The sequence below is a fragment of the Paractinoplanes atraurantiacus genome, assembly GCF_900215205.1.
GTDB lineage: Bacteria > Actinomycetota > Actinomycetes > Mycobacteriales > Micromonosporaceae > Actinoplanes > Actinoplanes atraurantiacus.
In genome coordinates this window covers 112,549-135,056 of the sequence record NZ_OBDY01000007.1, presented here as the reverse complement: position 1 = coordinate 135,056, position 22,508 = coordinate 112,549, and the positions used below count along the sequence as shown (strand labels likewise).

21 protein-coding genes, 1 pseudogene and 1 riboswitch are annotated in these 22,508 nt (G+C 70.7%); of the genes and pseudogenes, 11 read left to right on the top strand and 11 right to left on the bottom strand.

The window, feature by feature from the left end:
* Positions 1-15: 15 nt before the first annotated feature.
* Together CRP55_RS18430 and CRP55_RS18425 are read left to right on the top strand one after the other, a co-directional pair.
* Positions 16-486 carry a hypothetical protein gene (locus tag CRP55_RS18430; protein ID WP_143234709.1) on the top strand — a complete coding sequence of 157 codons (471 nt, stop codon included), beginning with the start codon at positions 16-18 and terminating at the stop codon, positions 484-486.
* Positions 396-1,091: a hypothetical protein gene (locus CRP55_RS18425; RefSeq protein WP_179855239.1), complete on the top strand. Its 696-nt coding sequence runs from the start codon at positions 396-398 to the stop codon at positions 1,089-1,091. The genes CRP55_RS18430 and CRP55_RS18425 overlap by 91 nt, the downstream gene beginning before the upstream one ends.
* Here the strand turns inward: CRP55_RS18425 and CRP55_RS18420 are convergent.
* The 3 genes from CRP55_RS18420 to CRP55_RS18410 are packed head-to-tail and all read right to left on the bottom strand — an operon-like array spanning position 1,088 to position 4,520.
* Positions 1,088-2,029 (bottom strand): DUF3626 domain-containing protein, encoded by a 942-nt coding sequence (locus CRP55_RS18420; protein WP_097321320.1) that lies wholly within the window; start codon positions 2,027-2,029, stop codon positions 1,088-1,090. The genes CRP55_RS18425 and CRP55_RS18420 overlap by 4 nt on opposite strands.
* Positions 2,026-2,862 carry an undecaprenyl-diphosphate phosphatase gene (locus CRP55_RS18415; protein WP_097321319.1) on the bottom strand — a complete coding sequence of 279 codons (837 nt, stop codon included), beginning with the start codon at positions 2,860-2,862 and terminating at the stop codon, positions 2,026-2,028. The genes CRP55_RS18420 and CRP55_RS18415 overlap by 4 nt, the downstream gene beginning before the upstream one ends.
* A gap of 56 nt (positions 2,863-2,918) precedes the next feature.
* Entirely contained in the window at positions 2,919-4,520 is a 1,602-nt protein-coding gene (locus tag CRP55_RS18410; RefSeq protein ID WP_097321531.1) for an ABC-F family ATP-binding cassette domain-containing protein, read from the bottom strand.
* A gap of 997 nt (positions 4,521-5,517) precedes the next feature.
* On the opposite strand from CRP55_RS18410, the gene CRP55_RS18400 reads away from it, so the two are divergent.
* Genes CRP55_RS18400 through CRP55_RS18380 form a run of 5 tightly spaced genes read left to right on the top strand, consistent with a single transcriptional unit; the run spans position 5,518 to position 10,899 of the window.
* Positions 5,518-7,182, top strand: a complete 1,665-nt coding sequence (locus tag CRP55_RS18400; RefSeq protein ID WP_245923133.1) for an IucA/IucC family protein — start codon at positions 5,518-5,520, stop codon at positions 7,180-7,182.
* Positions 7,179-8,669 carry an IucA/IucC family protein gene (locus tag CRP55_RS18395; RefSeq protein WP_097321316.1) on the top strand — a complete coding sequence of 497 codons (1,491 nt, stop codon included), beginning with the start codon at positions 7,179-7,181 and terminating at the stop codon, positions 8,667-8,669. Before CRP55_RS18400 ends, CRP55_RS18395 begins: the two co-directional genes overlap by 4 nt.
* Complete coding sequence (locus CRP55_RS18390) at positions 8,656-9,750, top strand: type III PLP-dependent enzyme domain-containing protein (RefSeq protein ID WP_097321315.1); 1,095 nt, start codon at positions 8,656-8,658, stop codon at positions 9,748-9,750. Before CRP55_RS18395 ends, CRP55_RS18390 begins: the two co-directional genes overlap by 14 nt.
* 43 nt (positions 9,751-9,793) lie before the next feature.
* Positions 9,794-10,510 (top strand): ArsR/SmtB family transcription factor, encoded by a 717-nt coding sequence (locus CRP55_RS18385; protein WP_097321314.1) that lies wholly within the window; start codon positions 9,794-9,796, stop codon positions 10,508-10,510.
* Positions 10,507-10,899: a hypothetical protein gene (locus CRP55_RS18380; protein WP_097321313.1), complete on the top strand. Its 393-nt coding sequence runs from the start codon at positions 10,507-10,509 to the stop codon at positions 10,897-10,899. Before CRP55_RS18385 ends, CRP55_RS18380 begins: the two co-directional genes overlap by 4 nt.
* 111 nt (positions 10,900-11,010) lie before the next feature.
* On the opposite strand, the gene CRP55_RS18375 is transcribed toward CRP55_RS18380, so the two are convergent.
* Positions 11,011-11,457, bottom strand: coding sequence for a MarR family winged helix-turn-helix transcriptional regulator (locus tag CRP55_RS18375; protein WP_245923132.1), 447 nt, complete (start codon positions 11,455-11,457; stop codon positions 11,011-11,013).
* 110 nt (positions 11,458-11,567) lie between these two features.
* Between CRP55_RS18375 and CRP55_RS18370 the strand changes: the two genes are divergently transcribed.
* Positions 11,568-12,026: a nitroreductase/quinone reductase family protein gene (locus CRP55_RS18370; RefSeq protein WP_179855238.1), complete on the top strand. Its 459-nt coding sequence runs from the start codon at positions 11,568-11,570 to the stop codon at positions 12,024-12,026.
* Here CRP55_RS18370 and CRP55_RS18365 read toward each other — a convergent pair.
* From CRP55_RS18365 to CRP55_RS18335, 6 genes and pseudogenes are all read right to left on the bottom strand, one after another.
* Positions 12,019-12,735, bottom strand: a pseudogene (locus tag CRP55_RS18365) (AAA family ATPase); the annotation flags it as partial. The gene CRP55_RS18370 and the pseudogene CRP55_RS18365 sit on opposite strands and share 8 nt — an antisense overlap.
* Before the next feature lie 9 nt (positions 12,736-12,744).
* Positions 12,745-13,257 (bottom strand): peptide deformylase, encoded by a 513-nt coding sequence (locus tag CRP55_RS18360; protein WP_097321311.1) that lies wholly within the window; start codon positions 13,255-13,257, stop codon positions 12,745-12,747.
* A gap of 45 nt (positions 13,258-13,302) precedes the next feature.
* The gene (locus CRP55_RS18355; RefSeq protein WP_097321310.1) at positions 13,303-13,794 is read right to left on the bottom strand and encodes a SigE family RNA polymerase sigma factor; all 492 of its coding nucleotides are present in this window, start codon (positions 13,792-13,794) and stop codon (positions 13,303-13,305) included.
* Positions 13,791-14,696: a hypothetical protein gene (locus CRP55_RS18350; RefSeq protein WP_097321309.1), complete on the bottom strand. Its 906-nt coding sequence runs from the start codon at positions 14,694-14,696 to the stop codon at positions 13,791-13,793. The genes CRP55_RS18355 and CRP55_RS18350 overlap by 4 nt, the downstream gene beginning before the upstream one ends.
* Positions 14,697-15,518: 822 nt before the next feature.
* Positions 15,519-16,133 carry a dihydrofolate reductase family protein gene (locus CRP55_RS18340; protein ID WP_097321307.1) on the bottom strand — a complete coding sequence of 205 codons (615 nt, stop codon included), beginning with the start codon at positions 16,131-16,133 and terminating at the stop codon, positions 15,519-15,521.
* 5 nt (positions 16,134-16,138) lie between these two features.
* Positions 16,139-17,353 carry a chorismate-binding protein gene (locus CRP55_RS18335; RefSeq protein ID WP_097321306.1) on the bottom strand — a complete coding sequence of 405 codons (1,215 nt, stop codon included), beginning with the start codon at positions 17,351-17,353 and terminating at the stop codon, positions 16,139-16,141.
* Between the two features lie 124 nt (positions 17,354-17,477).
* Between CRP55_RS18335 and CRP55_RS18330 the strand changes: the two genes are divergently transcribed.
* Positions 17,478-17,678, top strand: a complete 201-nt coding sequence (locus tag CRP55_RS18330) for a DUF5999 family protein (protein ID WP_097321528.1) — start codon at positions 17,478-17,480, stop codon at positions 17,676-17,678.
* A gap of 72 nt (positions 17,679-17,750) precedes the next feature.
* On the opposite strand, the gene gcvP is transcribed toward CRP55_RS18330, so the two are convergent.
* Positions 17,751-20,555, bottom strand: coding sequence for an aminomethyl-transferring glycine dehydrogenase (gene gcvP / locus CRP55_RS18325; RefSeq protein WP_097321305.1), 2,805 nt, complete (start codon positions 20,553-20,555; stop codon positions 17,751-17,753).
* Between the two features lie 78 nt (positions 20,556-20,633).
* Positions 20,634-20,745, bottom strand: a riboswitch (glycine riboswitch).
* A gap of 52 nt (positions 20,746-20,797) precedes the next feature.
* Here gcvP and mgrA point away from each other — a divergent pair.
* Together mgrA and CRP55_RS18315 are read left to right on the top strand one after the other, a co-directional pair.
* Positions 20,798-21,793 (top strand): L-glyceraldehyde 3-phosphate reductase, encoded by a 996-nt coding sequence (gene mgrA, locus CRP55_RS18320; protein ID WP_097321304.1) that lies wholly within the window; start codon positions 20,798-20,800, stop codon positions 21,791-21,793.
* The gene (locus CRP55_RS18315; protein WP_097321303.1) at positions 21,793-22,449 is read left to right on the top strand and encodes a nucleotidyltransferase domain-containing protein; all 657 of its coding nucleotides are present in this window, start codon (positions 21,793-21,795) and stop codon (positions 22,447-22,449) included. The genes mgrA and CRP55_RS18315 overlap by 1 nt, the downstream gene beginning before the upstream one ends.
* Positions 22,450-22,508 lie beyond the last annotated feature (59 nt).

Below are 22,508 nucleotides of genomic sequence, written 5' to 3'. Positions count from 1 at the left end.
CCTAGGGTGCCCGGCGTGAGCTCCGATCCCCTCGACCTCGACTGGGCGGCCGTACACCACGCCTACGGGCCGGCCACCGACATGCCCGGCCTGCTGCGGGCGCTGCGCTCCCGCGACGAACAGCGCCGGACCGAGGCCGCCCGGCAGTTCCGGATCCGGGCCCTGCACCAGGACACCCTCTACCCGGCCGCCGTCGCGGCCGCGCCCTACCTGATCGAGTTGCTCGCCGACGACGCCGCCCCGGATCGCACGCTCGGGCACGAACTGCTCGTGGCCAGCCTGCCCGAAGACGCGCTGGACCGGCTGGCCGGCGCCCGCCCGCACCGGCTCGGGCCCCGCCTGCACGAAATCACCGAACAGCGCGACCGCTCCGGGCCGCCACCGCAGATCAACCGGTGCAACGCCACGCGTACGACGCGGTCCGCGCCGGTGTGCCGACCTACCTGCGGCTGCTCGACAACCCCAGTCGCGACGCCCGCGGCCTGAGCGCGCACCTGCTCAGCTTCTTCCCCGGCGCCGCACCGCAGGCGACACCGGTCATCACCGCCCGGCTCGCCGCCGAACCGGACCGGGTGGTCGCCTCGTTCCTCTGCCTGACCGCCGGAACGATCGGCGACCCCGCCGACACCGGCCTGGCCGCCGCCGTGACCCGATGGCGCGACCAGCCCGGGCGCCTCATCCGCTGGACGGTGCTGATGGGACTGGCCCGGCTGACCGCGACACCGGACACGGACATGCTCGAGCAACTGTGCGACTGCCTGTTCCACGGCCCCGCGAACTTCGACGGATGGACCTTCCACCACGACGACCCGGCGCTGGGGGCCGCGCTCGCGCTCGGTGACCTTCCGGCCCGCTCCGTGCCGGCCCTGGGCCCCATGCTCATCGAACGGCTCGCCGCCGGCGGCGAGGACATGAGCCGCTTCTACTACGCCGCCCGCCTGCTGCTCAGCCTCGCCTTCCCCGACGGGCCACCACCCGCCGGAGCCGATCTGTCACCCGGCCAGCACGCCGCCGCCGACGTCATCCTGCACAGCGGCCTCGCCGAACATCCCTCGATCGGCCGCCTGCTCCAGGAATGCCAGCTGCCCTAACCGGCCGGTTCGCCGCGCAGCACCAGGATGTGCCAGACGTACTTGAGCAGCTGCAACACCTCGGCCCGGCCACCGAAGCCCGCCCACGTCGACGGCTCCCGCGCCGCCCGGCCCACCAACTCCGCGTCGAGCGTCTCCCGTCCGAAACGCTCGCCCACCGCCGCCGCCAGCGCCGGCACCTCCGGCCCCCGCAACTCGGCCGGGAACTCAGCGGCCGCCAACCGGAAACCCGGCGCCCAGCGCAGCGGGGACCCCAGCGCGCGCAGGTGCGCCTCTACCGGCGTACCCCGGAAGGAAGGATCGGCCACGACGGCCGTGACGTCAGCAGCAAGCGTGAGACCCCCATGGATCTGCGCCTCGACGTAGTCGTCCATGGCCCGCCCCGCCGCCGTGCGCGGCACACCCAGCGCACGCACCCACTCGGCCGGGCCCGGCGCCGGCAGATTCAGCGCCCGCCCCGTCCGCGCGACCTCCGACAGCAGCGACTCCCACACCCCACGGAACGTGGTGGCGGTACCCACCACGGCCGGCTCGGTGAAACTGTCACCGTGACTGAACGTCGCCCGCAACGACACCGCCTCGGCCAGCACCAGATGGCAGCTGCCGAACCGCGGCGACGCCCCATCCGGATAGCAGGCCAGATTCAGCCCGCCGTAGAGCGGCCGCCCCGCCGCACCCGTATAGGCGCCGCCGAACATCCGCTGCTCCCACCGGTCCCGGTCACCACCCGGATACGCGGTCAGCCCACCGTTGGAGATGCCCGTCTCGAACTGGCTGCGATACACACCCTCGCCCGCCAGCCGCTCCGCGACCGTCGCCCCACCGGCCAGCAGCCGATCCGGGTGGAAGTTGACCGTGATCGGCGCCGCCGGCACCGGCGACGCCTCCGGGAACAGCCCCCGCACATGCTCCAGGGCCCGCTGCGACGGCGAGATCACTGCGCCTCGATCGTGCCCGTCACCAACAGCACCATCAAAAGAAGACCGAGGACCACCCGGTAGAAGATGAAAATGCTGTACGAGTGCCGCGAGATGAACTTCAGCAGCCAGTTCACCGAGAAGTACGCCACCACGAAACTCACCGCGGTCGCGACCAGCGTGTTCACCCAGCCCACACCGTTCGCGATGTTGCCGGCCTCCTCATAGCCCTGCAACAACGACGCACCCAGCAGCGCCGGGATCGACAGGAAGAACGACAACTTCGTCACCGTCACCCGGTCGAAGTCACGCAGCAGACCCGCCGACATCGTGGCGCCGGACCGCGACACACCCGGGATCAGCGCCAGACACTGCACCACACCGATGATCAGCGAATCCTTCCACGTCACATCCTCCTCGTGCCGCACCTGCGTGGCCGCGTGATCGGCGAACGCCATCACCGCACTCCACAGGATCAGCGCACCCGCGACGAACCACAGGCTCCGCAGCGTCGTCTCCACCTGATCCTTGAACAACAACGCCGCGATCACGATCGGGATCGCACCCAGGATCACCGCCCACCCGAACCGGTAATCCTTGTTGTCCCGCTTCGCCTTGCTGAACAGCCCGGCCAGAAATGCCGGCACGATCCGCGCGATGTCCTTCCGCAGATAAAGAATCGTCGCCAGCACCGCACCCGACTGGATGATCACCGTGAACGCGGTGATGTCCGGATCATCGAGCTGATAGCCGAGCAGCTTCTCCAGGATCGTCAGATGGCCGGTGCTCGACACGGGCAGGAACTCGGTGAAACCCTCGACCGCTCCCAGCAGCACCGCTTCGATGATGTTCAAGACCTATGCCCACCCTTGATCCGCTTTGACGCCGCGGCACAGCATAGGGGCACGTGTCACGCTCCGCTGAGGCGGACCTCGACCACCTCGCCCGCCGTGACCTGCCAGCGCCGGCCGAACCCCACCGCATCCGCGAAATACCGGTCATGGGTCACCACGACCAACGTCCCCTTATAACGGCGCAACGCCTCCTCCACCACATCCAGGGCGTCGAAGTCGAGGAAGTTCGTCGGCTCGTCCAGCAACAACACCCGCGCCGGCGAATTCACCAGCACCGCCAGCAGCAGCCGCCGCAACTCCCCCGCCGACAGGCTCCGCAGCCGCGCCTCCCACTGATCCGGCCCGAACTGATGCCCCTGCAAAAGCTTCTCGGCGTCGTCCAGATACACCGGCACATGCTCGCGGAAGAACCCCATCACGCTCTGATCCGTCCGCAGCCCGTCCGAGGTCTGCGGCAGAACCGCCGCCTCGACCCCCTCACCGAGCGCGTTCAGCAACGTCGTCTTCCCCGCACCGTTGCGCCCGGTAATCAAAATCCGGTCACCGCGGCGCACCGTCAGATCGACCCCGTCCAGCAGCAGCCGATCCCCCGCCTTCACAGTCAGATTTTCGGCCCGCAGAACCACCTCACCCGGATCACCGGCATCCTGCGGAAAAGCCAACGTCAGCGGAGGCCGCGTACGAGGCTTCGCGATCCACCGCACCGACTCCATCTGCCGCCGCAACCGCCGCTCACGAACCTTCGCCTTGCGCGCCACCAACCGCGCCACCCGCCGAAGATGAGGCGCCTCCGCCCCCGACCGAACCGTGTTCTCCACACCCCGCGAGAACTCCTTGGTCCGCTCGATGTCCGCCTCCCACCGCCGGCGATCCTTCTCCTGCGCCTCGAAATCCAGCAGCAACCGCTCCCACCGCCGCTGCTTCTCCACCCGAAACGCCGAATAACCACCACCCGGATAGTCCTGCGGCTCCTCGTCGATCCCCTCCAACTCGACAACCCGCGTCACCACGGCATCCAGAAACGCCCGGTCATGACTGACGGTCAACACCCCGCCGTCGTACGCCGCAAGCCACCCCTGCAACCACGCCACACCATCAGCGTCGAGATGGTTCGTCGGCTCATCCAGCAAAAGCACATCCGGCTCATCCAGCAACGCCCGCGCCAGCAACAACCGCGCCTGCTCACCACCACTGACCGCCCGCAACGGCAACCCATCCGGCAGCTCAGCGATATCCAGCCGCTGCCGGATCTCCCCGATCCGAGCCTCAGCCGTCCACCCCTCCAAAGCGGTCCACCGCTCCTGAACAGCCCCGAACTCCGCCAGCACATCCTCACCGGCGGCAAGCCGCGCCTCCAGCTCCCGCATCCGCACGGTCACCTCGGCCAGCTCACCCAGACCCCCGGCCAGAAACGCCCCCACGGTCCCCTCCGGATCGGGCATCTGCTGAGCCACATAACCGACCCGCGTACCCGGCCCGTGAGTGACACTGCCGGCCACCGGCTTGAGCTCGCCCGCCAGCACCCGCAGCAACGTCGTCTTACCGGCCCCATTGGGCCCGACCACACCGATCCGATCCCCATCACCGAGAACCAGATCAAAACCAGAGAACAGAACATCGCCGTCATGCGCGGCACTCAGCGAAACAGCCTTCAACAAGGAGCCCTCCAAGGAGCAGACACCGACAGGGGTACGCACACAGCCGGTTCGCCTCACATGAAGAAGAGCACTCCTCAGACCGTCGACAAGAACGGATCCACACTGCCCGCAGCACCACGGACCCGCAACCGATTTACATCACAGCATCCGAAATGAACCGCGGCCGGCGCGTCCCCACAAAGCCCACAACCCAGCCGAACCCGAAGGCCGCCAGGACCAACGGACCCACCAGGAGATTGCGGCTGTCCGCGTGGACGTCGAGGTACAGGCTCATCCACTCGACAAGCACCGCGATAGACACGTGACGTCGCCATAGCCGGCCATCACGACCGCGAAGACCACCGAGTTCACCAGAACGCAACACCCGTAGTAGACCGCCGGCCCTCCCAGTAACGCCCGCCCGCCCCTCGCGAGCCACCCGACGCCCGACCACCACCCAGAACGCAGGGCCGACCTCCGGCGCGCCGCCACCCGTAACGCCCCACCGAAGAACAACAGTGCGTGGAACAGCTTCGTCAACTTCCCCGGCGCGTCCTCGACGACCTGCAACCACTCCTGCTCATAGGCCAGCCGCAACTCCTCATCCGAGCCCGACCACCACCGCGCCAGATGCGGGGCGAGCTCACCGCACTCATTGACCACAGCACCCGTCACCACGCCCAGCCAGGACCGCGTTCACGCCGGCCCAACACCGAAGACCGCGCCTCCAGCACATCCAAGAAGGGCGCCGTGACACGTTCGGGACCGCTGCCCACCCGGTGAATTGAGCGACGTGACAACCAGCGCCACGGTGCGGCGCGGACCGAGCCCAAATCCAAGGAGGGATGTCGTTGATTCCTTTCTGGTTTTGGGTCTTCGGTTTTGGGTGCCGGTGCGCCGGTGTTCAGGCGCACATCCGCTGAGGCATCCTAGGATGGTGGTGTGGCTCCTGCGTTGTCGATCACCACGAGGGTTGCCCGGGGCGGGTGGGGTGTGCCGTTGACGGAGAATGGACGCCGTGCCGCGACCTATCCCCAGCGCCCCGTCCGGCCGGCACACCGCCGGTACCCTTCGGACCCGTGAGGAGCTCCGCGACCTTAGGCCTGACCTGCTGGAACGCTATGACGCCGAGCTGCCGGGAGCCCGCGCGGCCGTCCTCGGCCGGCTGCTGGGCGCCGTCGACCGGGAGGCCCTGCCCGGCCTGACCGGGCGCACGCGGGGCTCGGCGTCCTTCGCCCGCACGGCCGACGGGCGGGTCGGCACCCTGTGGGTCGGCCGTGCTGTGCAGGCGAGCACCGACCGGCATGAGCTGGGACGCCACGACGTCGCGCTGCGCTACTCGCCCGAAGCCGCGGAACCCTTCTTCCCCGGGGCGGCCGGACTCGCCGTCGACGTCGAACTGACAAGTTTCGGACAGATCACCCACGACAGCACCATGTCGATGGCGGACCCCGGTGAGCTCGTACGGCTGCTCTGGGGTGACGTGCCCTTCGCCGCCGAGGTCGACAACAGCGTCGCCAACCTGGCGCTGGCCCGGGCCGCTCACACCGGCGGGCCGCAGCTGCCGGAGCCGGGCCCGGACGCGCTCGGGCTGGTCGAGCAGCAGATCGTCGACGGGCATCCGCTGCATCCCTGCTGCCGCACCCGAGGTGGGATGAGCGTGGCCGACGTGCTCGCCTACGCGCCCGAGCACTCCCCCGTCATCCGCCTGCGCCGGCTCGCCGTGCCCGCCGACCGGTGGTTCGGTGACGGCCCGCCCGTGCTCCTCGCCCATCCCTGGCAGGCCGACCACCTGCGCGACCGCTATCCCTGGCTGCGTGACGACGGCGAGACCGCCCCGGTGCGGCCCCTCATGTCGCTGCGCACCGTCGCCCCTCTCGACGGCAGCCCGCACGTCAAGACCGCTGTCGACATTCAAATGACGTCGGCCGTACGGACGGTGTCCCCGGCCGCCGTGCACAACGGCCCCCTGCTGTCGCGGCTCCTGACGACCCTTACCGCCGACCTGCCCATCGAGATCCTCGCCGAGACCGGCGCCGGGGCGGTCATCGTCGACGGGCAGCCGCAACGGCATCTCGCCCACCTGTTCCGGGCCGCGCCCCGCCTGGCCCCGGGCGAGATCGCCGTCCCGCTCGCCTGGTTCGGAGCGGCCCCGCTGCCCCTGGAACGCGGCGATGACGCGTACACAATCATGGGTTTGATCGCGAAGCTTTTGTTCGGGCCCGCCGTGCGACTGCTCGCGCGCGGGGTGGCGCTGGAGGCGCACGGGCAGAACACGCTGCTGGTGCTTCGCGGCAAAAGGCCGGCGCGGGTCCTCTATCGCGACCTGGGCGGCGTGCGGGTCAGCCCTCGCCGGCTGCGCGCCGCCGGCGTCGAAGCCCCGCCACTGCTGGGCGACCTGCCCAGCGACGACCCCCAGGTGCTGCGGACCAAGCTGTCGGCGGCAGCGCTCGGCACCGTCGCCCAGGAGCTGATCACCGCGTTCCACCGATGGCACGGCGCGGACCGGCGGCGGCTGTGGGGCATCGTGGCCGCCGCCATCCGTGACACCGGCACCACGGACGTGCCGCACCTGCTGCGCGACCCGCTGCCGGTCAAGGCCACCACCGCGATGCGGCTGGCCGCCGACCCGCTCGACGACCTCTGGGCCCACCTCGACAACCCGATGGCGGAACACGCATGAATCGCAGCGTTATGCGCACCGACCGGATCGCGCACACCGAGGCCGCTCTCGCGGTGCACGCGCCGGAGCTGGTGCCCGGTTTCCTGGCGAATCTGCCCGAGGCGGCCGACACGGTCGGGCGCCGGTTGCGCGGCGCCCTGGTGCGCGAGGGCATCCGCGACATGGGACCGGGCCTGCGGCACGGTTTCGGCCGGATCGAGTACGCCACCAGCGGGGTGGCCGACCCGGTCGACCTGCTCGGCGACATCGAGGCGCCCGGTTTCGCGGCGGAGCTGCGCAACGCCGTCCTCAATCTCGCCATCGCCATGGCCCGCCCGGCCGCACCGGTCGGCGACGGTCCGGACGAGCAGGCGATCGGCTTGGAGCGGCTCGCCGTCGCCGGGCACAACCTGCACCCGTGCGGGCGGACCCGGCTGGGCTGGGACACCGGCGACGTCCTCGCTCATGATCTGGAAACCTCGAAGACCCGGATCGGCTTTGTCGCGGTCCGCCGCGACTTACTGCTCGGCGATGGTCTATTTCCCGAGATTTCGGACAAATGGGTGGCTCAGCCGGTGCACGCCTGGCAGCGCGACAACGTCCTGCCGGCCCGTTACGCCGACCTCCTCCGCGACGGCGCCCTCAAGATCCTCGACGACGAGGCCGACGCCATCCCCACCGCGGCCCTGCGCACGCTGCTGCTGCCCGGCACCGGCCAGTACCTCAAGGTCTCCCTCGACATCCAGGTCACCTCCACCCGGCGCAGCATCAGCGTCGCCAGCACCCGCAACGGCCCCGCCGTCTCCACCCTGCTGCACCGTCTGGTCGCCGGCGACCCGGCCGGCGACCGCCTGCTGCTGATGGCCGAGACCGCCGGCGCCGCCGTACCCGTCGGCTCGGGCCGGGACCTGTCCGCCATCCGCCGCACCGGCCTCAGCGGCCGTCTGGAGCCCGGCGAGCGGGCCGTTCCCGGCGGCGCCCTGCCGTTCCTGCTCGACGAGCTCGTCACCGGCGACCCCGCCGTCTGGCTGCGCGAGTACGCCGAACTGCTGATGCCCCCGCTGCTGCGCTTCACCGCCCAGGGTGTCGCCCTCGAGGCCCACCTGCAGAACTGCCTGCCCACCTTCGTCGACGGCCGCCCCCACCGGCTGGCCCTGCGCGACTTCGCCGGCCTGCGCCTGCACCCCGGCCGCCTGCGCGCCGCCGGCCACGACATCACCCTGTGGCCGGGCTCGGTGGTCGGCACCGACGACCTCGACGTGCTCCGCGCGAAGATCGGCTACACCATGTTCCAGGCCCACCTGGGCGAGCTGGTCATGCGCCTCGACCTCGACGAGGATCACGCCTGGCGCATCGTCCGCGAGGTCCTCGACGAGCACGCCACCGGCGACGACCACGCCGCGTTCACCGCACCCACCGTGCCCCACAAGGCCCTCGTCCGGATGCGCCTGGCCGGTGAGGGCGACATCTACGTCCCGGTGAGGAACCCCCTGCATGCTCCCGCCTGACCTGCCCCGGCCCGTCTGCGCCTACCTCTACGACACCGCGACGCTGCGCGCCCGGGCCGCGTCGGTCCGGCAGTCGCTTCCGGCTGGGTCGTCATTGCTGTACGCGGTGAAAGCCAACGGCCATCCTTCCGTTCTCGAGACGCTGGCCGCCGTCTGCGACGGCCTGGAGGTCGCCTCCGGCGGCGAACTGGCCCTGGCCCTGGCCACCGGCGCCCGCCGCATCGTCTTCGGCGGCCCGGCCAAGACCGACGCCGAGTTGCGCGCCGCCCTCGACGCCGGCGTGCTGATCAACGCCGAGAGCGTGCACGAGTTGCACCGCATCGCCGCCCTGGCCCCGGGAAACCCGCCCGAGGTGGTGCTGCGCGTGAACCGCCCCGGCAGCCCTCTGCAGGGCAGCCACACGATGACCGGCACTCCGACCCCGTTCGGCGTTTCTTCCCTTGGGGACGCCCTGTCCGTGCCCGGCGTCAACATCATCGGCTTCCACCTGCACGCCGTCTCCAACAACATGGACGGCCAGGCTCACGCCGCCTTCGTCCGCGACTGCCTGAGCTGGTCCTTGTCCGTCGGGCTGCCCGATTTGCGGGTGGTCAACGTCGGCGGCGGCTTCGGCGTCGACTACCTGTCCGACGCCTCCATGGACCTGTCCCCCCTGCGCGACATCGAGATCCCGCCCGGCATCGACCTGATCTTCGAACCGGGCCGTTACCTGGCCGCCGACGCCGGCCGCTACGCCGCCGAGGTCATCGACATCAAGACCACCCACGGCCGCACGTTCGCCGTGCTGCGCGGCGGCACCCACCATTTCCGCCTGCCGGCCGCCTGGGGCTACTCACACCCGTTCACCGTCGTCCCGGTCGACGACTGGCCCCACCCGTACCCGCGCCCCTCGGTCTCCGACGCCGAGGTCGACGCCGTGGGCGAGCTCTGCACCCCGCGCGACGTCCTCACCCGCGGACAGCACGTCGCCCACCTGCGCGCCGGCGACATCCTGGTCTTCGCCCGCACCGGCGCCTACGGCTGGGACATCTCCCACCACGACTTCCTGCGCCACGACCCGCCGGCTTTCGTCATCACCTGACACTTCGGCCGGCCCCGAACAGTGCGGCGGGCATCATCGTCACATGGACGACGCGTCATCCCTGGCCTCGTGGGCGGCCCTGCTGGCCGACCGCACCCGGGCCGCCTTCTGCCTGGCCCTGATGGACGGCCGGGCCTGGACGGTGGGCGAACTGGCCCGCCACGCCGGCGTGGCCATGTCCACGGCCTCCGAACACGCCGACCGCCTGGTCACCGGCGGCCTGCTGACCGAGCACCGTCAGGGCCGTCACCGCTACCTGGCCCTGGCCACCCCGGAGGTGGCCACGCTGATCGAGGCCGTCACGGCCGCGACAGATCAAACCCCTTCCCCCGTACGTACGTTGGCCGCCGCCCACCGCAAACGAAACCTCGCCTACGCCCGCACCTGCTACGACCACCTGGCCGGCACCGTGGGCGTAGCCCTGGCCGACGGCATGCTCAGCACCGGCCTGCTGACAAGAGAGAACGGCCTGTCCCTGACCCCCACCGGCCGCACCCGCCTGACCGGCCTGGGCATCACCTTGGACGCCCCGGGCCGCCGCCCGCTGCTGCGAGACTGCCTCGACTGGACCGAGCGCCGCCCCCACCTGGCCGGCATCACCGGCGCCGCCCTGCTGCGACACGCCCTGACCGAGTCCTGGCTGATCCGCATAGGCACAGGCCGGGCCTTGCGCCTGACCGACCAGGGCCATATCGCCTTCACCACCCACTTCGGCGCACCCTTGGACCGCCATTCCCACGCCATATCCTCGCGGGTGTGAACTACTTCGAGCAGTTCCCGGCTCTCGTCTCCGTCGCGCTCGAAGAGTCCTGGGTCACGGCCTTCCGCCACGACACCACGACGGTGACTTTCGCGCTGGACGCGGTCATGACAACCGAGCACCCGCGCTACCACCCACCACGTCCCGGCGAGGTCCACGCCACCGAGCCGGCCGTCCTCACGATCACCGGCAACGATCTGACCTTCACCCCTTCAGGCGCCCACCCGAACCGCGACCCCAACGGCGAACTCGACTTCGGCAACATCGACACCTTCACCCTGTCCGACCCCGCCGCCATGCGCTGGCGGCTGACCGGAGAGTGGGGCGAGCTGACGGTGACCAGACCTCGGGTGTCTCTCGCCTGGCGGCACCGCGCGGCACCACACTGACCGCCTCGCCGCCGCCGCGGTCACCGAACGGACCCAGCGAGACAGCACCGCCCCAGGCAAGTGGCCAGCCGCCTGACCTCGTCGTCCGGGACCTCGGCGGTCCTCGTACGGTCAACGGGGTTTTGTGTCGCTGCGCAGGGTGGGGATGTGGGCGGCGGCGATCGTGGTCGCCAGCCGTTCCAGGAGGCGCTGGTCGGCGGGGCTCAGGGTGCCGGCGATGTCGGGCAGGCGGTCGGCGACGTCGGCGTACAGCGACTCGGCGAGCTTTCGGCCGACGGGTGTGAGGTCCAGGGTGATCACGCGGCGGTCGCGTTCGGGGCTTTCGCGCTGGACCAGGCCGCGGCGTTCGGTGCGGTCGACGAGCTGGCTGAGCGCGTTCTTGGACATGCCCATCGAGGCGGCCAGCTCGGCCATGCGCTGCGGGCGCTCCTTGATGACGCACAGCAGCTGGGCCTGGGCCGGGGTGAGGTCGTGGTCGGCGCAGATCTGCGCGTGGCGGCGCTGGATCACCACCGACAGCCAGACCAGCATGTCCCCGAACCCGCCGCCTTGCGCCACGTCCCCACGTCTCCTTTGTCACTTGCCCGGACAGTCTACCTAGCCAAGGTTCACAACATGAACTACTTTGGTTCACGGCATGAACTACCGGCCGGCCGAAGGAGAACCAGATGGGCTTCGACACCCCCGAAGGCACCCGCGGGGCGCAGCTGTTCAGCGCCGATCAGACGCGCGAGTTCAACGACCGCGCCATCGCCATGGTCCGCGCCGGCGGCGCCGGCATGCCCGGCATGAACACGCTGATCCTCATCACCGTCGGCCGGAAGTCGGGAGCCGACCGTGAGACTCCCGTGGCTTACTTCCGCGAGCCCGAGGGCACGATGCTGATCGCCGCCTCGGCCGCGGGCGCCGCCCGCCACCCCGACTGGTACCGCAACCTGGGCGCCCACCCGGGCCGCGCCCGCGTCGTCATCGCCGGCGCCGAACACGCGGTGTCCGCCGAGGAACTGACCGGTCACCAGCGGGCGCGGGCCTGGGACCTCATCACGGCCGCCGCGCCGAACTTCGCCCAGTACGAGGACCTCACCGACCGCCTGATCCCCGTCATCCGCCTGACTCCGACAAAATGACGGGCGTCAGGGTCTTCCCGGCGTCGATCGCCTCCCTGAGCCGCCGCCCGCCGCTGAGGGCGAAGAAATGCGGGGCTTGATGACGTACGGCGATCTCGCCGTCCTCGGCCGTCGCCTCGTCCCGGCGCACGCGGCCCGGGTCGAGGTAGCACCGGGGGCCCGCCGCGCCCTCGGCCCGGGACTGGATCAGCGCGACGACCTCCTGCGGCTCGGCCCGGGTGGTGTCGCAGACCAGGTCGTAGTTGCTCAGGCGGGTCTTGTCGACGCCGTACCTCGTCAAGAATCTCTGCCGTTCGCTCTCGCTGCGCACGGCCAGCTCGCGGCAGGCCTCGTCCAGGTCGCCGTAGCTCTCCACCGCGTCGCCCGGGCGCCCGAGGGCGCGCCGGGCCGCCACCAGCGGATCGGCGATCAGGTGCACCTTCAGCGCCCCGGCGAAGAAATGCCACGCCAGCCGGCTGTCGACGACCAGCCGCTCACCCGAGGACGCGATGTCGTGCTGCATCTGATCGACGTAGTGGTCGACCTTGTCGTCGAGCTCGGCGTGCACGTTGAGCTGCAGCGCCGTCATGCCGCGCTCGGCGGCCATCTGCCGGTAGAGGTCGCCGATGCTGACCCGCCGCACCCCGAGCCTGCGCGCCAGCATCACCGACACGGTCGTCTTGCCGCTGCCGAGATCACCGTTGAACACCACCGACGGAAAGTGCTCCATCGACCAACACTAGTCCCTCCGCGCACCCCCCGGCGGGGTCGGGCGGACCCGGCGCAGCTCGCGCAACGCCTGGCGGCGGGTGTCGCCGGTCAGGGTGTCGATGTAGAGCTTGCCGGCCAGGTGGTCGGTCTCGTGCTGCAGGGCGCGGGCCAGGAAGCCCGTGCCGGGGATGACGATGGGCTCGCCGTGGCGGTCGAAGCCGCGGGCGGTCACCGACAGCGCCCGCTTGGTCGCGAAGCCCAGCCCGGGCAGCGACAGGCAGGCCTCCTCGTCGTCCTGCTCACCGGCGAAGTCACTGAGCACCGGGTTGATCATGTGGCCGACGACGCCGCCGACGTTGTACGAGAAGGCACGCAGGCTGACACCGATCTGCGGCGCGGCGACACCGGCGCGACCAGGAACCCGTACCGTGTCCTCGAGATCGTCGATCAGGGCGCCCAGCTCCGCGTCGAACGAGGTCACCGGGTCGGCCTCGGTGCGCAGCACAGCGTCGCCGAAGATCCGAATGGGCCGAACTGTCATGCCCCGAAGCCTATCGGGTCGTTACGCCTCGGGGTGAGCCGCGGCTCACCCGAACAGGGCCAGTTGGTCGGCCGCCAGGAGCTCACGCAGCTTGGACAGAGAACGCCGGGTCTGGCTCTTCACCACACCCACCGGCACTTCGAGCACATCGGCCACCTGCTCCACGCTGTAGTCCTCGAAATACCGCAGGATCACGATCGCCCGGTCTCGCTCCGGCAGATGCCCCAGCGCGTCGAGCATGGTCAGGCGCAGCTCGGGGTTCTCCCGGTAGGCGGGCTCGGCGAGCACACCCGGCGTCGACTCGGTCGACGACCGGCGACGGCGATGGTCCAGATAACTGCGCAACAAGATTTTTTGGGTGTACGCCAACAGGTTGTCGGCCTGCACGGCCTTGCGCCAGCTGAGATAGAGCTTGGTGAGCGCCGTCTGCGTCAGGTCCTGCGCCAGATGCCAGTCCCGGCACAGCATGAACGCGGTGGTCCGCAGCCGCTCGGCGTGCGCGGTCGCGAACTCGGCGAACTCGTCGTCGGCGCTCATCCGGCCAGCCCCGGCAGCCGCGGGTACCTCTGGCCACCGATGTCGACCAGGCTCGCGTCCATCGTCACGCCCCACCGCGGATCCGCGGCGATCCTCGCGGCCGCCTCCGGATCCGCCACGAGCGCCGGCAGACCCCGCGACCCGCCCGGCGGCGGACACGAGTCGACGTCGATCCGCACGGTCGTGCCGTCCGGCCATTCGGCGGTGACCGACATGGCCCGCCCGCACTCCACCGCGTACGTCACGATCGTCACCTTGGCCATCTCCCCCCGCGCCGGCCGCGGCGTGCCGGCGTCGCCCCGCGCGACCGTCAGCTGCACGTTGCCCGGCCCGAGCTTGTCGTCGATGAAGACCCGCACCCCGAGCTCACCACCGGGCACGACCGCGTAGCTGCTCGTCTGCGCGGACGGCAGGAGCTGTGTCAGGAGGTAGGCCATCGCCGCCGGGGTCGCTTCCTTCTGCTTCTCGGCGGGCCGCAACGTCCCGCTGGGGATCGCCAACGTACGGGTGTGCCCCGGGCTGGCCGCGACCGTAGGACTGATCGGCACGGACGGGGGAGGAAAACCGGGCGCCGTCACCTTGGCCGCGCCGCCCTGCATGGGCGCCGTCACCGTAGGTGTCACCCGCCGCCCCGGCACCACACCGACGTCCGGCACCGGCGCCGCTGCCACACCCCCCAGCTCCCCCGGCGCCGCGGCGGGCGACGTCAGCGCCCCACCAACCACCACAACGCCGGCCAGCACCCCCACGACCGCGGCGGCCCCACCACCCACGGCAAGCCGCCGCCGGCCACGCCGAATCCGCTTGCCGTCACGCAGTGCCGCCCCCACCACATCACCGAGAGGCGGCGGCCGCTCCGCGTTGAGGTCATCCCGCAGCAGCGCCCGCAGGTCTTCGGTCACAGCAAACCCTCACACCTTCCACCTGTAGGCGCCCCCACGACCGCCCACAGGCGAAGACGCATCGACACCCCGTTCCGGTTACCGCGATCCCAAGAACTTTTCGGCCCGGCCGAATCGGGCCTCATAGTGCCGGTCCACGGCGCCCATGACCATCCCGCTCCCGCGCGCAGGCAACCCAAGGCTCACAGAGCACCAAGCGGCCGCAGACAGCACGGCGCGAGGCGGCGCGAACGCGAGAAACTGGCACGACTGCAGAGGGAAAGGCGGGGCGGCTCGACAGGCGCGACGGCACGAGACGGTGCGGCGCGCAAGGCGGCGCGGGCCGCGCGGCGCGCAAGGCGAGCGGCCCGGGCACAGGGCGGCGCCGGGCGCGCGGCGGGAGGCGGCGCGGGCCGGCGGGAGGCGGCGCGGGCCGGCGGGAGGCGGCGCGGGCCGGCGGGAGGCGGCGCCACGGGCGCGAAGAGACTGGCCGCAGGGCTGCGCGGGCAAGGCGGCACGGGGCGCGGCGGCGACACGGGCGCGAAGAGACGGGGCGGCGCGCCCGGGCGTCCGGCGCCTCTGGCCGCCTCGCTTCCCCACGCGAGCAGCCACGGGCGCGGCTCAGGACGCTCCTGACCCGCGAAGCCGCCTCGATCGACAAGCGGCAGGGCAGGAAGCGGTGCGGCCGCGTGGTGGGACCACAACGGCCTGCCGGAAGCGACGCTGTCCCGCAAGTGAACAACGGTGAGGGCTCTGGCCAGGGCCGGCAGCGACAGGACGGCGGCGCGGCCGGGCTGGCCGGGGTCCGCGGCGGCGGTCATCGGTGGCGGAGTGGACGGCTCGTCAGGCAGGCGCAGGCGAGGAGGGCTGGTCGGTGGTGGGTGGGGCTACCGCGTAGGTCAGGTAGGCGAACTGGCCTCTCTGGGCCATGGCGGTCAGGGTCAGGCGCTTCGAGGTGAGGCGGCGCGGCAGCAAGGGGGCGCCGGCGCTCAAGGTCACGGGGGCCACGCCGACGATGATTTCGTCCAGGAGGCCGGCGTCGGCGAAGGTGGCGGCCAGGGCGCCGCCGCCGACCAGCCAGATGTTCTTGCCGGCGGCGGCCTTTGTCATGGCCTCGTGGACCGGGCGGACGTCGCCGCGCACGAAGGTCAGGTTGGCGCCGGGGATCGGGGGCAGGTCGCGGTGGGTGAAGACCCAGGCGGGGACGTCGCCGTAGTACTCGGCCCACTTGGCCGGGTTGTCGAGCAGGGCGTCGTGGTCGAGGACCCACTCGTAGGTCGTGGCGCCCATGGCGAAAGCACCGACATCGGCGAAGAAGGCGGCGAACGGGGTCACGCCGGACTCGTCGGCGCGGCCCTCGGAGCCTTCGTCGACCTCGAACAGCCAGTCGAGGGAGTTGTGCTCGTCGGCGAGGTAACCGTCGAGCGTGGTCGCGGTGTAGTACTGCGTCTTCGGCACGGGATTCACCCTGCCACGGGGGTCTGACAGGAAAGGGCCGCGCGGATCGGGGCGGCCTTCGCGGCGGCCTCGGCCACCTCGGCCGCCGGGTCGCTGTCCCAGGTGATGCCGCCGCCGGCCCAGGCGTGCAGGCGGTGGCCGTCGGCGGCGACCGTGCGGATGGTCAGGCCCAGGTCGAGGTGGTCGTGGCCGACCCAGCCGACGGCGCCCATCGAGACGCCCCGGCCGGCCGGCTCGAGCCGGGCGATCTCGGCCAGGGCGGCCAGTTTCGGCGCCCCGGTGACCGAGCCGCCGGGGCACACCGCCCGGAGCAGGTCGGCCAGGTCGAGCCGGCCCAGGATGGGCGCCGACACGACGGACTCGGCCTGCCAGAGATCGGCCCATCGGCGTACGGCGAAAAGCTCGTCGACCGTGACGGGACCGAGACCGGGCAGGCGGGCCAGGTCGTTGCGCTCCAAGTCCACGATCATCACGTGTTCGGCGCGTTCCTTGGCCGAGGCCAGCAGCTCGCGGCGGCCCTGCGCGGTCGCCGGGCGGGTCCCCTTGATCGGGCGCGTGATGACCCGGCCGTCGCGGACCTCGACCAGCGTCTCGGGCGACGCGGTGGCCAGCGCCCAGCCCTCGCCGGCCAGAACGCCGCCGTAACGCGCCCCGGGCAGCCCGGCCACCCGGTGCAGGGCGGCGGTGGGATCACCCTCGTACGGCGCGCTGGCGTGGCCGACCACGTTGGCCTGATAGACGTCGCCCCGCCCGATCGCCTCGCGGACGGCCTGAACCGCTTCAGCATGCTGGGCCGGGGACCAGCTCGGCGTCCACGCTCCCAGCGCGTAGTGAACCGGTGACGGCGGCGGGCCGTGTGAGGAGGTATGCACGTAGACCACCGCGTAGACGTCCGGGATCGCCGGCACCGGTGTGGGCGCGCCCGGGACGCCCCCGGCCATCACGCAACCGGCGTCCGCGGACACATAGAGTGCCGCCCCGCAGACAGAGCCAGCGCCGGTCGGGCGAATCTGGGTGGCCGTTCGGCCAATGTTTCGCACCGGCAGTCCGTTGGCTTCGAAGAAGGTGGCGACAAGCTCTGCGGGGTCACCACCGTCACACCGGAACCATCGGAACACTGTTGACGCACGGTGACGGCCCTGGCAGGACCCCGGGGCACCCGGTGGCGAGCCCGAAAGAGGTGTCGGGAAGTGGTCGATCGGAGGAGTTCCGTGGACCATCGGAACCGAGGATTCTTTCAATGGGACGCCGTCACCCGCCCGATCCAAGGTCGTTCGGATTCAGGTAACGTCCGTCACCGTCGTTGTGAGTCTTCACACAACCCCCGACCGGAGAACCACGATGTTGTGCCAGCACACGAACCAATGTCCCAACGCTGAGGCCGTCGACCGCGAGGCCGCTCGGACCGTCGCCACCTTCCGCGAACAAGGCTGGAGCCTGCTCTGCAACGGCGTCATCGTCTTCGAGGACACGGGTGAGATCCTCCCCGACGGCACCATGATCGAGCCGCACCGGGGCCCCGCCCGGCACGCCCTCGCCGCGTAGCGGAAAGCCTACCGAAAACAAGCCGCCCAACGACTACATAGAGTAGCCGTTGGGCGACAGAAGAAACCCGGGTCAGTCCTCGAACGCCGACGGGTCCGGGCAGGAGCACACCAGGTTGCGGTCGCCGTAAGCGCCGTCGATCCGGCGCACCGGCGGCCAGTACTTCGCCGTCCGGTCGACACCGGGCGGGAAACCGGCCACCGACCGCGGGTACGGGTGCTCCCAGACGTCCGCCGTCACCGCCGACGCCGTGTGCGGCGCGTTCGCCAAGGGGTTGTCCCCGGCCGGCCACTCGCCCGCCGCCACCTGGTCGATCTCACCCTTGATCGCGATCATCGCGTCGCAGAACCGGTCCAGCTCGGCCAGGTCCTCGCTCTCGGTCGGCTCCACCATCAGGGTGCCGGCCACCGGGAACGACATCGTCGGCGCGTGGAAGCCGTAGTCGATCAGCCGCTTGGCCACGTCGTCGACCGAGACGCCGGTCGCCTTGGTGATCGGGCGCAGGTCGAGGATGCACTCGTGCGCGACCAGGCCGTTGTTGCCGGCGTAGAGCACCGGGTAGTGCCCGCTGAGCCGCGAGGCCACGTAGTTGGCGGCCAGCACGGCGGCGCCGGTCGCGGCGACCAGGCCGTCGGGGCCCATCATCCGCAGGTACGCCCACGAGATCGGCAGGATGCCGGCCGAGCCGTGCGCGGCGGCCGAGACAGCGTGGTGATCGCCCTGCCGCAGCGGGTCGCCCGGCAGGAACTCGGCGAGGTGCGCGCGCACCGCGACCGGGCCGACACCGGGACCGCCACCACCGTGCGGGATGCAGAACGTCTTGTGCAGGTTCAGGTGCGACACGTCGGCGCCGAACCGGCCCGGCCGCGCGTAGCCGACCAGCGCGTTCAGGTTGGCCCCGTCGACGTACACCTGACCGCCCGCGTCGTGCACCGCCGCGCACAGGTCGGCGATCGACGTCTCGTACACCCCATGGGTCGACGGGTAGGTCACCATGATCGCGGCCAGCGATGAGGAGTGAGCAGCGATCTTGGCCGACAGATCCGCCATGTCGATGTTTCCCATGGAGTCGCAGGCCACGACGACGACCTTCATGCCGGCCATGACGGCGCTGGCCGCGTTCGTGCCGTGCGCGCTCGACGGGATCAGGCACACGTTGCGGTGCTCCTCGCCCCGCGAGCGGTGGTAGCCGCGGATCGCCAGGAGACCGGCCAGCTCACCCTGCGAGCCCGCGTTCGGCTGCACGCTCACCGCGTCGTACCCGGTGATCTCGGCCAGCCATCCTTCCAGCGACGACACCAGGTGCTCGTAGCCCGCGGTCCGCGACGCCGGGGCGTACGGGTGGATGTTGGCGAACTCGGGCCAGGTCACCGGCTCCATCTCGGTGGTGGCGTTCAGCTTCATCGTGCACGAGCCCAGCGGGATCATGCCGCGGTCCAGCGCGTAGTCGCGGTCCGAGAGCTTGCGCAGGTACCGCAGCATGCTCGTCTCGGAGTGGTGGCTGTGGAAGACCGGGTGGGTCAGATAATCGGTCGTACGCCCGAGCGGCTTCGCGCCGCACTCCGAAGGCTCCGACACCGGCACGCCGAACGCGGTCAGCACCGTCGCGACGTGCGCCGCCGTGGTCGTCTCGTCACACGCCACCGACACGTGGTCGGCGTCGACCAGGCGCAGGTCCACACCCTCGGCCGCGGCGGCCTCGACGATCGCGGCGGCCCGGCCCGGCACCACCGCGGTCACCGTGTCGAAGAAGGCGTCACTGGTCACCGCGATCCCGGCCGCGGTCAGGCTGCCCGCCACCGTCAGCGCGTGGTCATGCACCCGCTTGGCGATGGCACGAAGGCCCGCCGGCCCGTGGTAGACCGCGTACATGCTCGCCATCACCGCGAGCAGCACCTGCGCGGTGCAGATGTTGCTGGTCGCCTTCTCCCGGCGGATGTGCTGCTCACGCGTCTGCAGGGCGAGACGGTAGGCCGGGGCGCCGTCCGCGTCCTTCGACACACCGACCAGGCGGCCCGGCAGCGACCGCTCCAGGCCCGCCCGCACCGCGAGGTAGCCGGCGTGCGGGCCACCGAAGCCCAGCGGAACACCGAAGCGCTGCGTGGTGCCGGCCGCGATGTCGGCGCCGATCTCCCCCGGCGCGCGCAGCAGCGTCAGCGCCAGCAGGTCGGCCGCCACCGTGACCAGCGCACCAGCGGAATGCGCGGCAGCGATGAGGGCGGCGTGATCCCGTACGGCGCCCGAAGCACCCGGGTATTGCAGGTGAAGCCCGAAATATTCCGCCGGAAGTTGATCACCCTTGTCAAGATCGACGATCGCCAGCGTGATGCCCAACGGCTCCGCCCGCGTCCGCAGCACCGACAACGTCTGCGGAAGCGTGTCCGCGTCGACGACGTACACCGCAGACTTGGATTTCGAAGCCCGTCGCGCCAGCGTCATGGCCTCGGCCACGGCGGTGCCCTCATCCAGCATCGACGCGTTGGCGGTGGTCAGCCCGGTCAGATCCGTGACCATCGTCTGGAAGTTCAGCAGCGCCTCGAGACGGCCCTGGCTGATCTCCGGCTGATACGGCGTGTACGCCGTGTACCAGGCCGGGTTCTCCAGCACGTTCCGCTTGATCACGGCCGGCGTGAACGTGCCGTAGTAGCCCAGCCCGATCATCGAGGTCGTCACCGTGTTGCGCGACGCGATCGCCCGCAGCTCGGCGATCGTCTCCTCCTCGGAGGCGGCCTCCGGCAGATCGAGGGTGCCGTGCCAGCGGATCACCTCGGGGATCGCGGCATCCATCAGGGCGTCCAGCGACGCGTACCCGATGTTTTTGAGCATATGGGTCTGCTCGTCCTGATCCGGGCCGATGTGCCGGGATGCGAACGTCATGACGGCTCCTACGGAGAGGTCGACAAGGCGGCCTCCCCCTCTGTCACGTACGTCAAACAAACGCACGCTTCAGAGTCGCCTGCCCATGCGGTCCTTTTGCCTGAGAGGTTCCGGGGAGGATTTGCCCCTTCGGCGCCGCCCCGAATCCTCAATGACACAGGACCCCGGCGATCTCTCCCGCATGGCTAACCACCAAACTACCAGTGGATAAAGCACAGCCAGGAAACCGGAAGGGTAGGACTGTGACCTACACCCCCGCGGAAGACCGCTACGACACCATGACCTACCGGCGCACCGGCCGCAGCGGACTCAAGCTCCCCGTGATCTCGCTCGGCCTCTGGCACAACTTCGGCGACGAGCGCCCCTGGCAGCGCCAGCGTGACATCGTGCGCCGCGCTTTCGACCTCGGCGTCACCCACTTCGACCTGGCCAACAACTACGGCCCGCCGGCCGGCAGCGCCGAGTCGAACTTCGGCCGCATCCTCGGCACCGACCTGCGCCACCACCGCGACGAGATCGTCGTCTCCACCAAGGCCGGCTACTACATGTGGCCCGGCCCGTACGGCGAGTGGGGCAGCCGCAAATACCTGGTCAGCAGCCTCGACCAGTCGCTCAAGCGCCTCGGCCTCGACTACGTCGACATCTTCTACCACCACCGGCCCGACCCGGACACCCCGCTCGAGGAGACGATGGGCGCCCTCGACGCCATCGTCCGCGCCGGCAAGGCCCAGTACGTCGGCCTGTCGAACTACAAGTCGGCCGAGACCGCCGAGGCCGCCCGCATCCTGCGCGAGCTCGGCACCCCACTGCTGATCCACCAGCCGTCGTACTCGATCCTCAACCGCTGGATCGAGAAGGACAACCTGCTCGACACCCTCGAGACGGCCGGCGCCGGCGCCATCGCCTACAGCCCCCTGCAGCAGGGCCTGCTCACCGACCGCTACCTCGGCGGCATCCCCGACGACAGCCGCGTGCGCACCAGCAACTTCCTCAACGAGAGCGACCTGGACAACGGCACCCTCGCCCGCATCCACGCCCTCAACGACATCGCCAAGCGCCGCGGCCAGTCCCTGGCCCAGATGGCCCTGGCCTGGGCGCTGCGCGACGAGCGCATGACCAGTCTCATCATCGGCGCCAGCAGCGTCCAGCAGCTCGAGAACAACGTCGCCGTCATCAACAACCTCCCCCTCACGGACGAGGAGATCGGCGAGATCGACGGCACGGTCCTCGACCGGTAATGACGACGATCCTCGGGGTCGTGGTCGGCTCCCGCGCGTACGGCCTCGCCGGGCCGGGCTCCGACCACGACCGCCGCGGCGTCTACGCCGCACCCACCCGCTCCTTCTGGCACCTCGACAAGCCGCCGACACACCGCGACGGCCCCCGCGACGAGGAGTTCTCCTGGGAGATCGAGCGCTTCTGCACGCTCGCCCTCCAGGCCAACCCGACGGTGCTCGAAGTGCTGTGGTCACCCTTGATCGAAACCGTCACCGCCGACGGCGAGGACCTTCTCTCGGTCCGGCCGGCGTTCCTCTCACGCCGGGTTTCCGAGACGTACGGCTCGTACGCCCGCGACCAGCTCAACCGGGTCGCCGCCCGCCGCGAACGCACCGGCGAGACCAACCACAAACAGGCCATGCACATGATCCGCCTGCTCATGGCGGGCGCACACGTCCTGCGTACCGGCGCGATCCTGGTCGACGTCCGGCCGTTCCGCGACCAGCTCCTCGCCATCAAACGGGGCGAGGTCGAGTGGCCTTCGGTGACCGCGTGGGCCGCCGATCTGCAGGAGGATCTCGCCGCCGCGGCCCTTTCGACCGAGCTTCCACCCGAACCGGATCGTCAGACCATCGATCAACTGCTTGTTCGCGTACGCGAGAGAGGGCTCCGATGACCATCGACGTGCACAGTGGTCCGCGGACATCGTCGCCACCCTCCCCCACGAAGTGATCT

Coding starts and splice junctions, on each gene's coding strand:
- CRP55_RS18395 (WP_097321316.1), top strand. CDS start 7,179: ATGAATCGCAGCGTTATGCGCACCGACCGGATCGCGCACACCGAGGCC.
- CRP55_RS18390 (WP_097321315.1), top strand. CDS start 8,656: ATGCTCCCGCCTGACCTGCCCCGGCCCGTCTGCGCCTACCTCTACGAC.
- CRP55_RS18385 (WP_097321314.1), top strand. CDS start 9,794: ATGGACGACGCGTCATCCCTGGCCTCGTGGGCGGCCCTGCTGGCCGAC.
- CRP55_RS18370 (WP_179855238.1), top strand. CDS start 11,568: ATGGGCTTCGACACCCCCGAAGGCACCCGCGGGGCGCAGCTGTTCAGC.
- CRP55_RS18360 (WP_097321311.1), bottom strand. CDS start 13,257: ATGACAGTTCGGCCCATTCGGATCTTCGGCGACGCTGTGCTGCGCACC.
- CRP55_RS18355 (WP_097321310.1), bottom strand. CDS start 13,794: ATGAGCGCCGACGACGAGTTCGCCGAGTTCGCGACCGCGCACGCCGAG.
- CRP55_RS18335 (WP_097321306.1), bottom strand. CDS start 17,353: ATGGTCCACGGAACTCCTCCGATCGACCACTTCCCGACACCTCTTTCG.
- gcvP (WP_097321305.1), bottom strand. CDS start 20,555: ATGACGTTCGCATCCCGGCACATCGGCCCGGATCAGGACGAGCAGACC.
- CRP55_RS18315 (WP_097321303.1), top strand. CDS start 21,793: ATGACGACGATCCTCGGGGTCGTGGTCGGCTCCCGCGCGTACGGCCTC.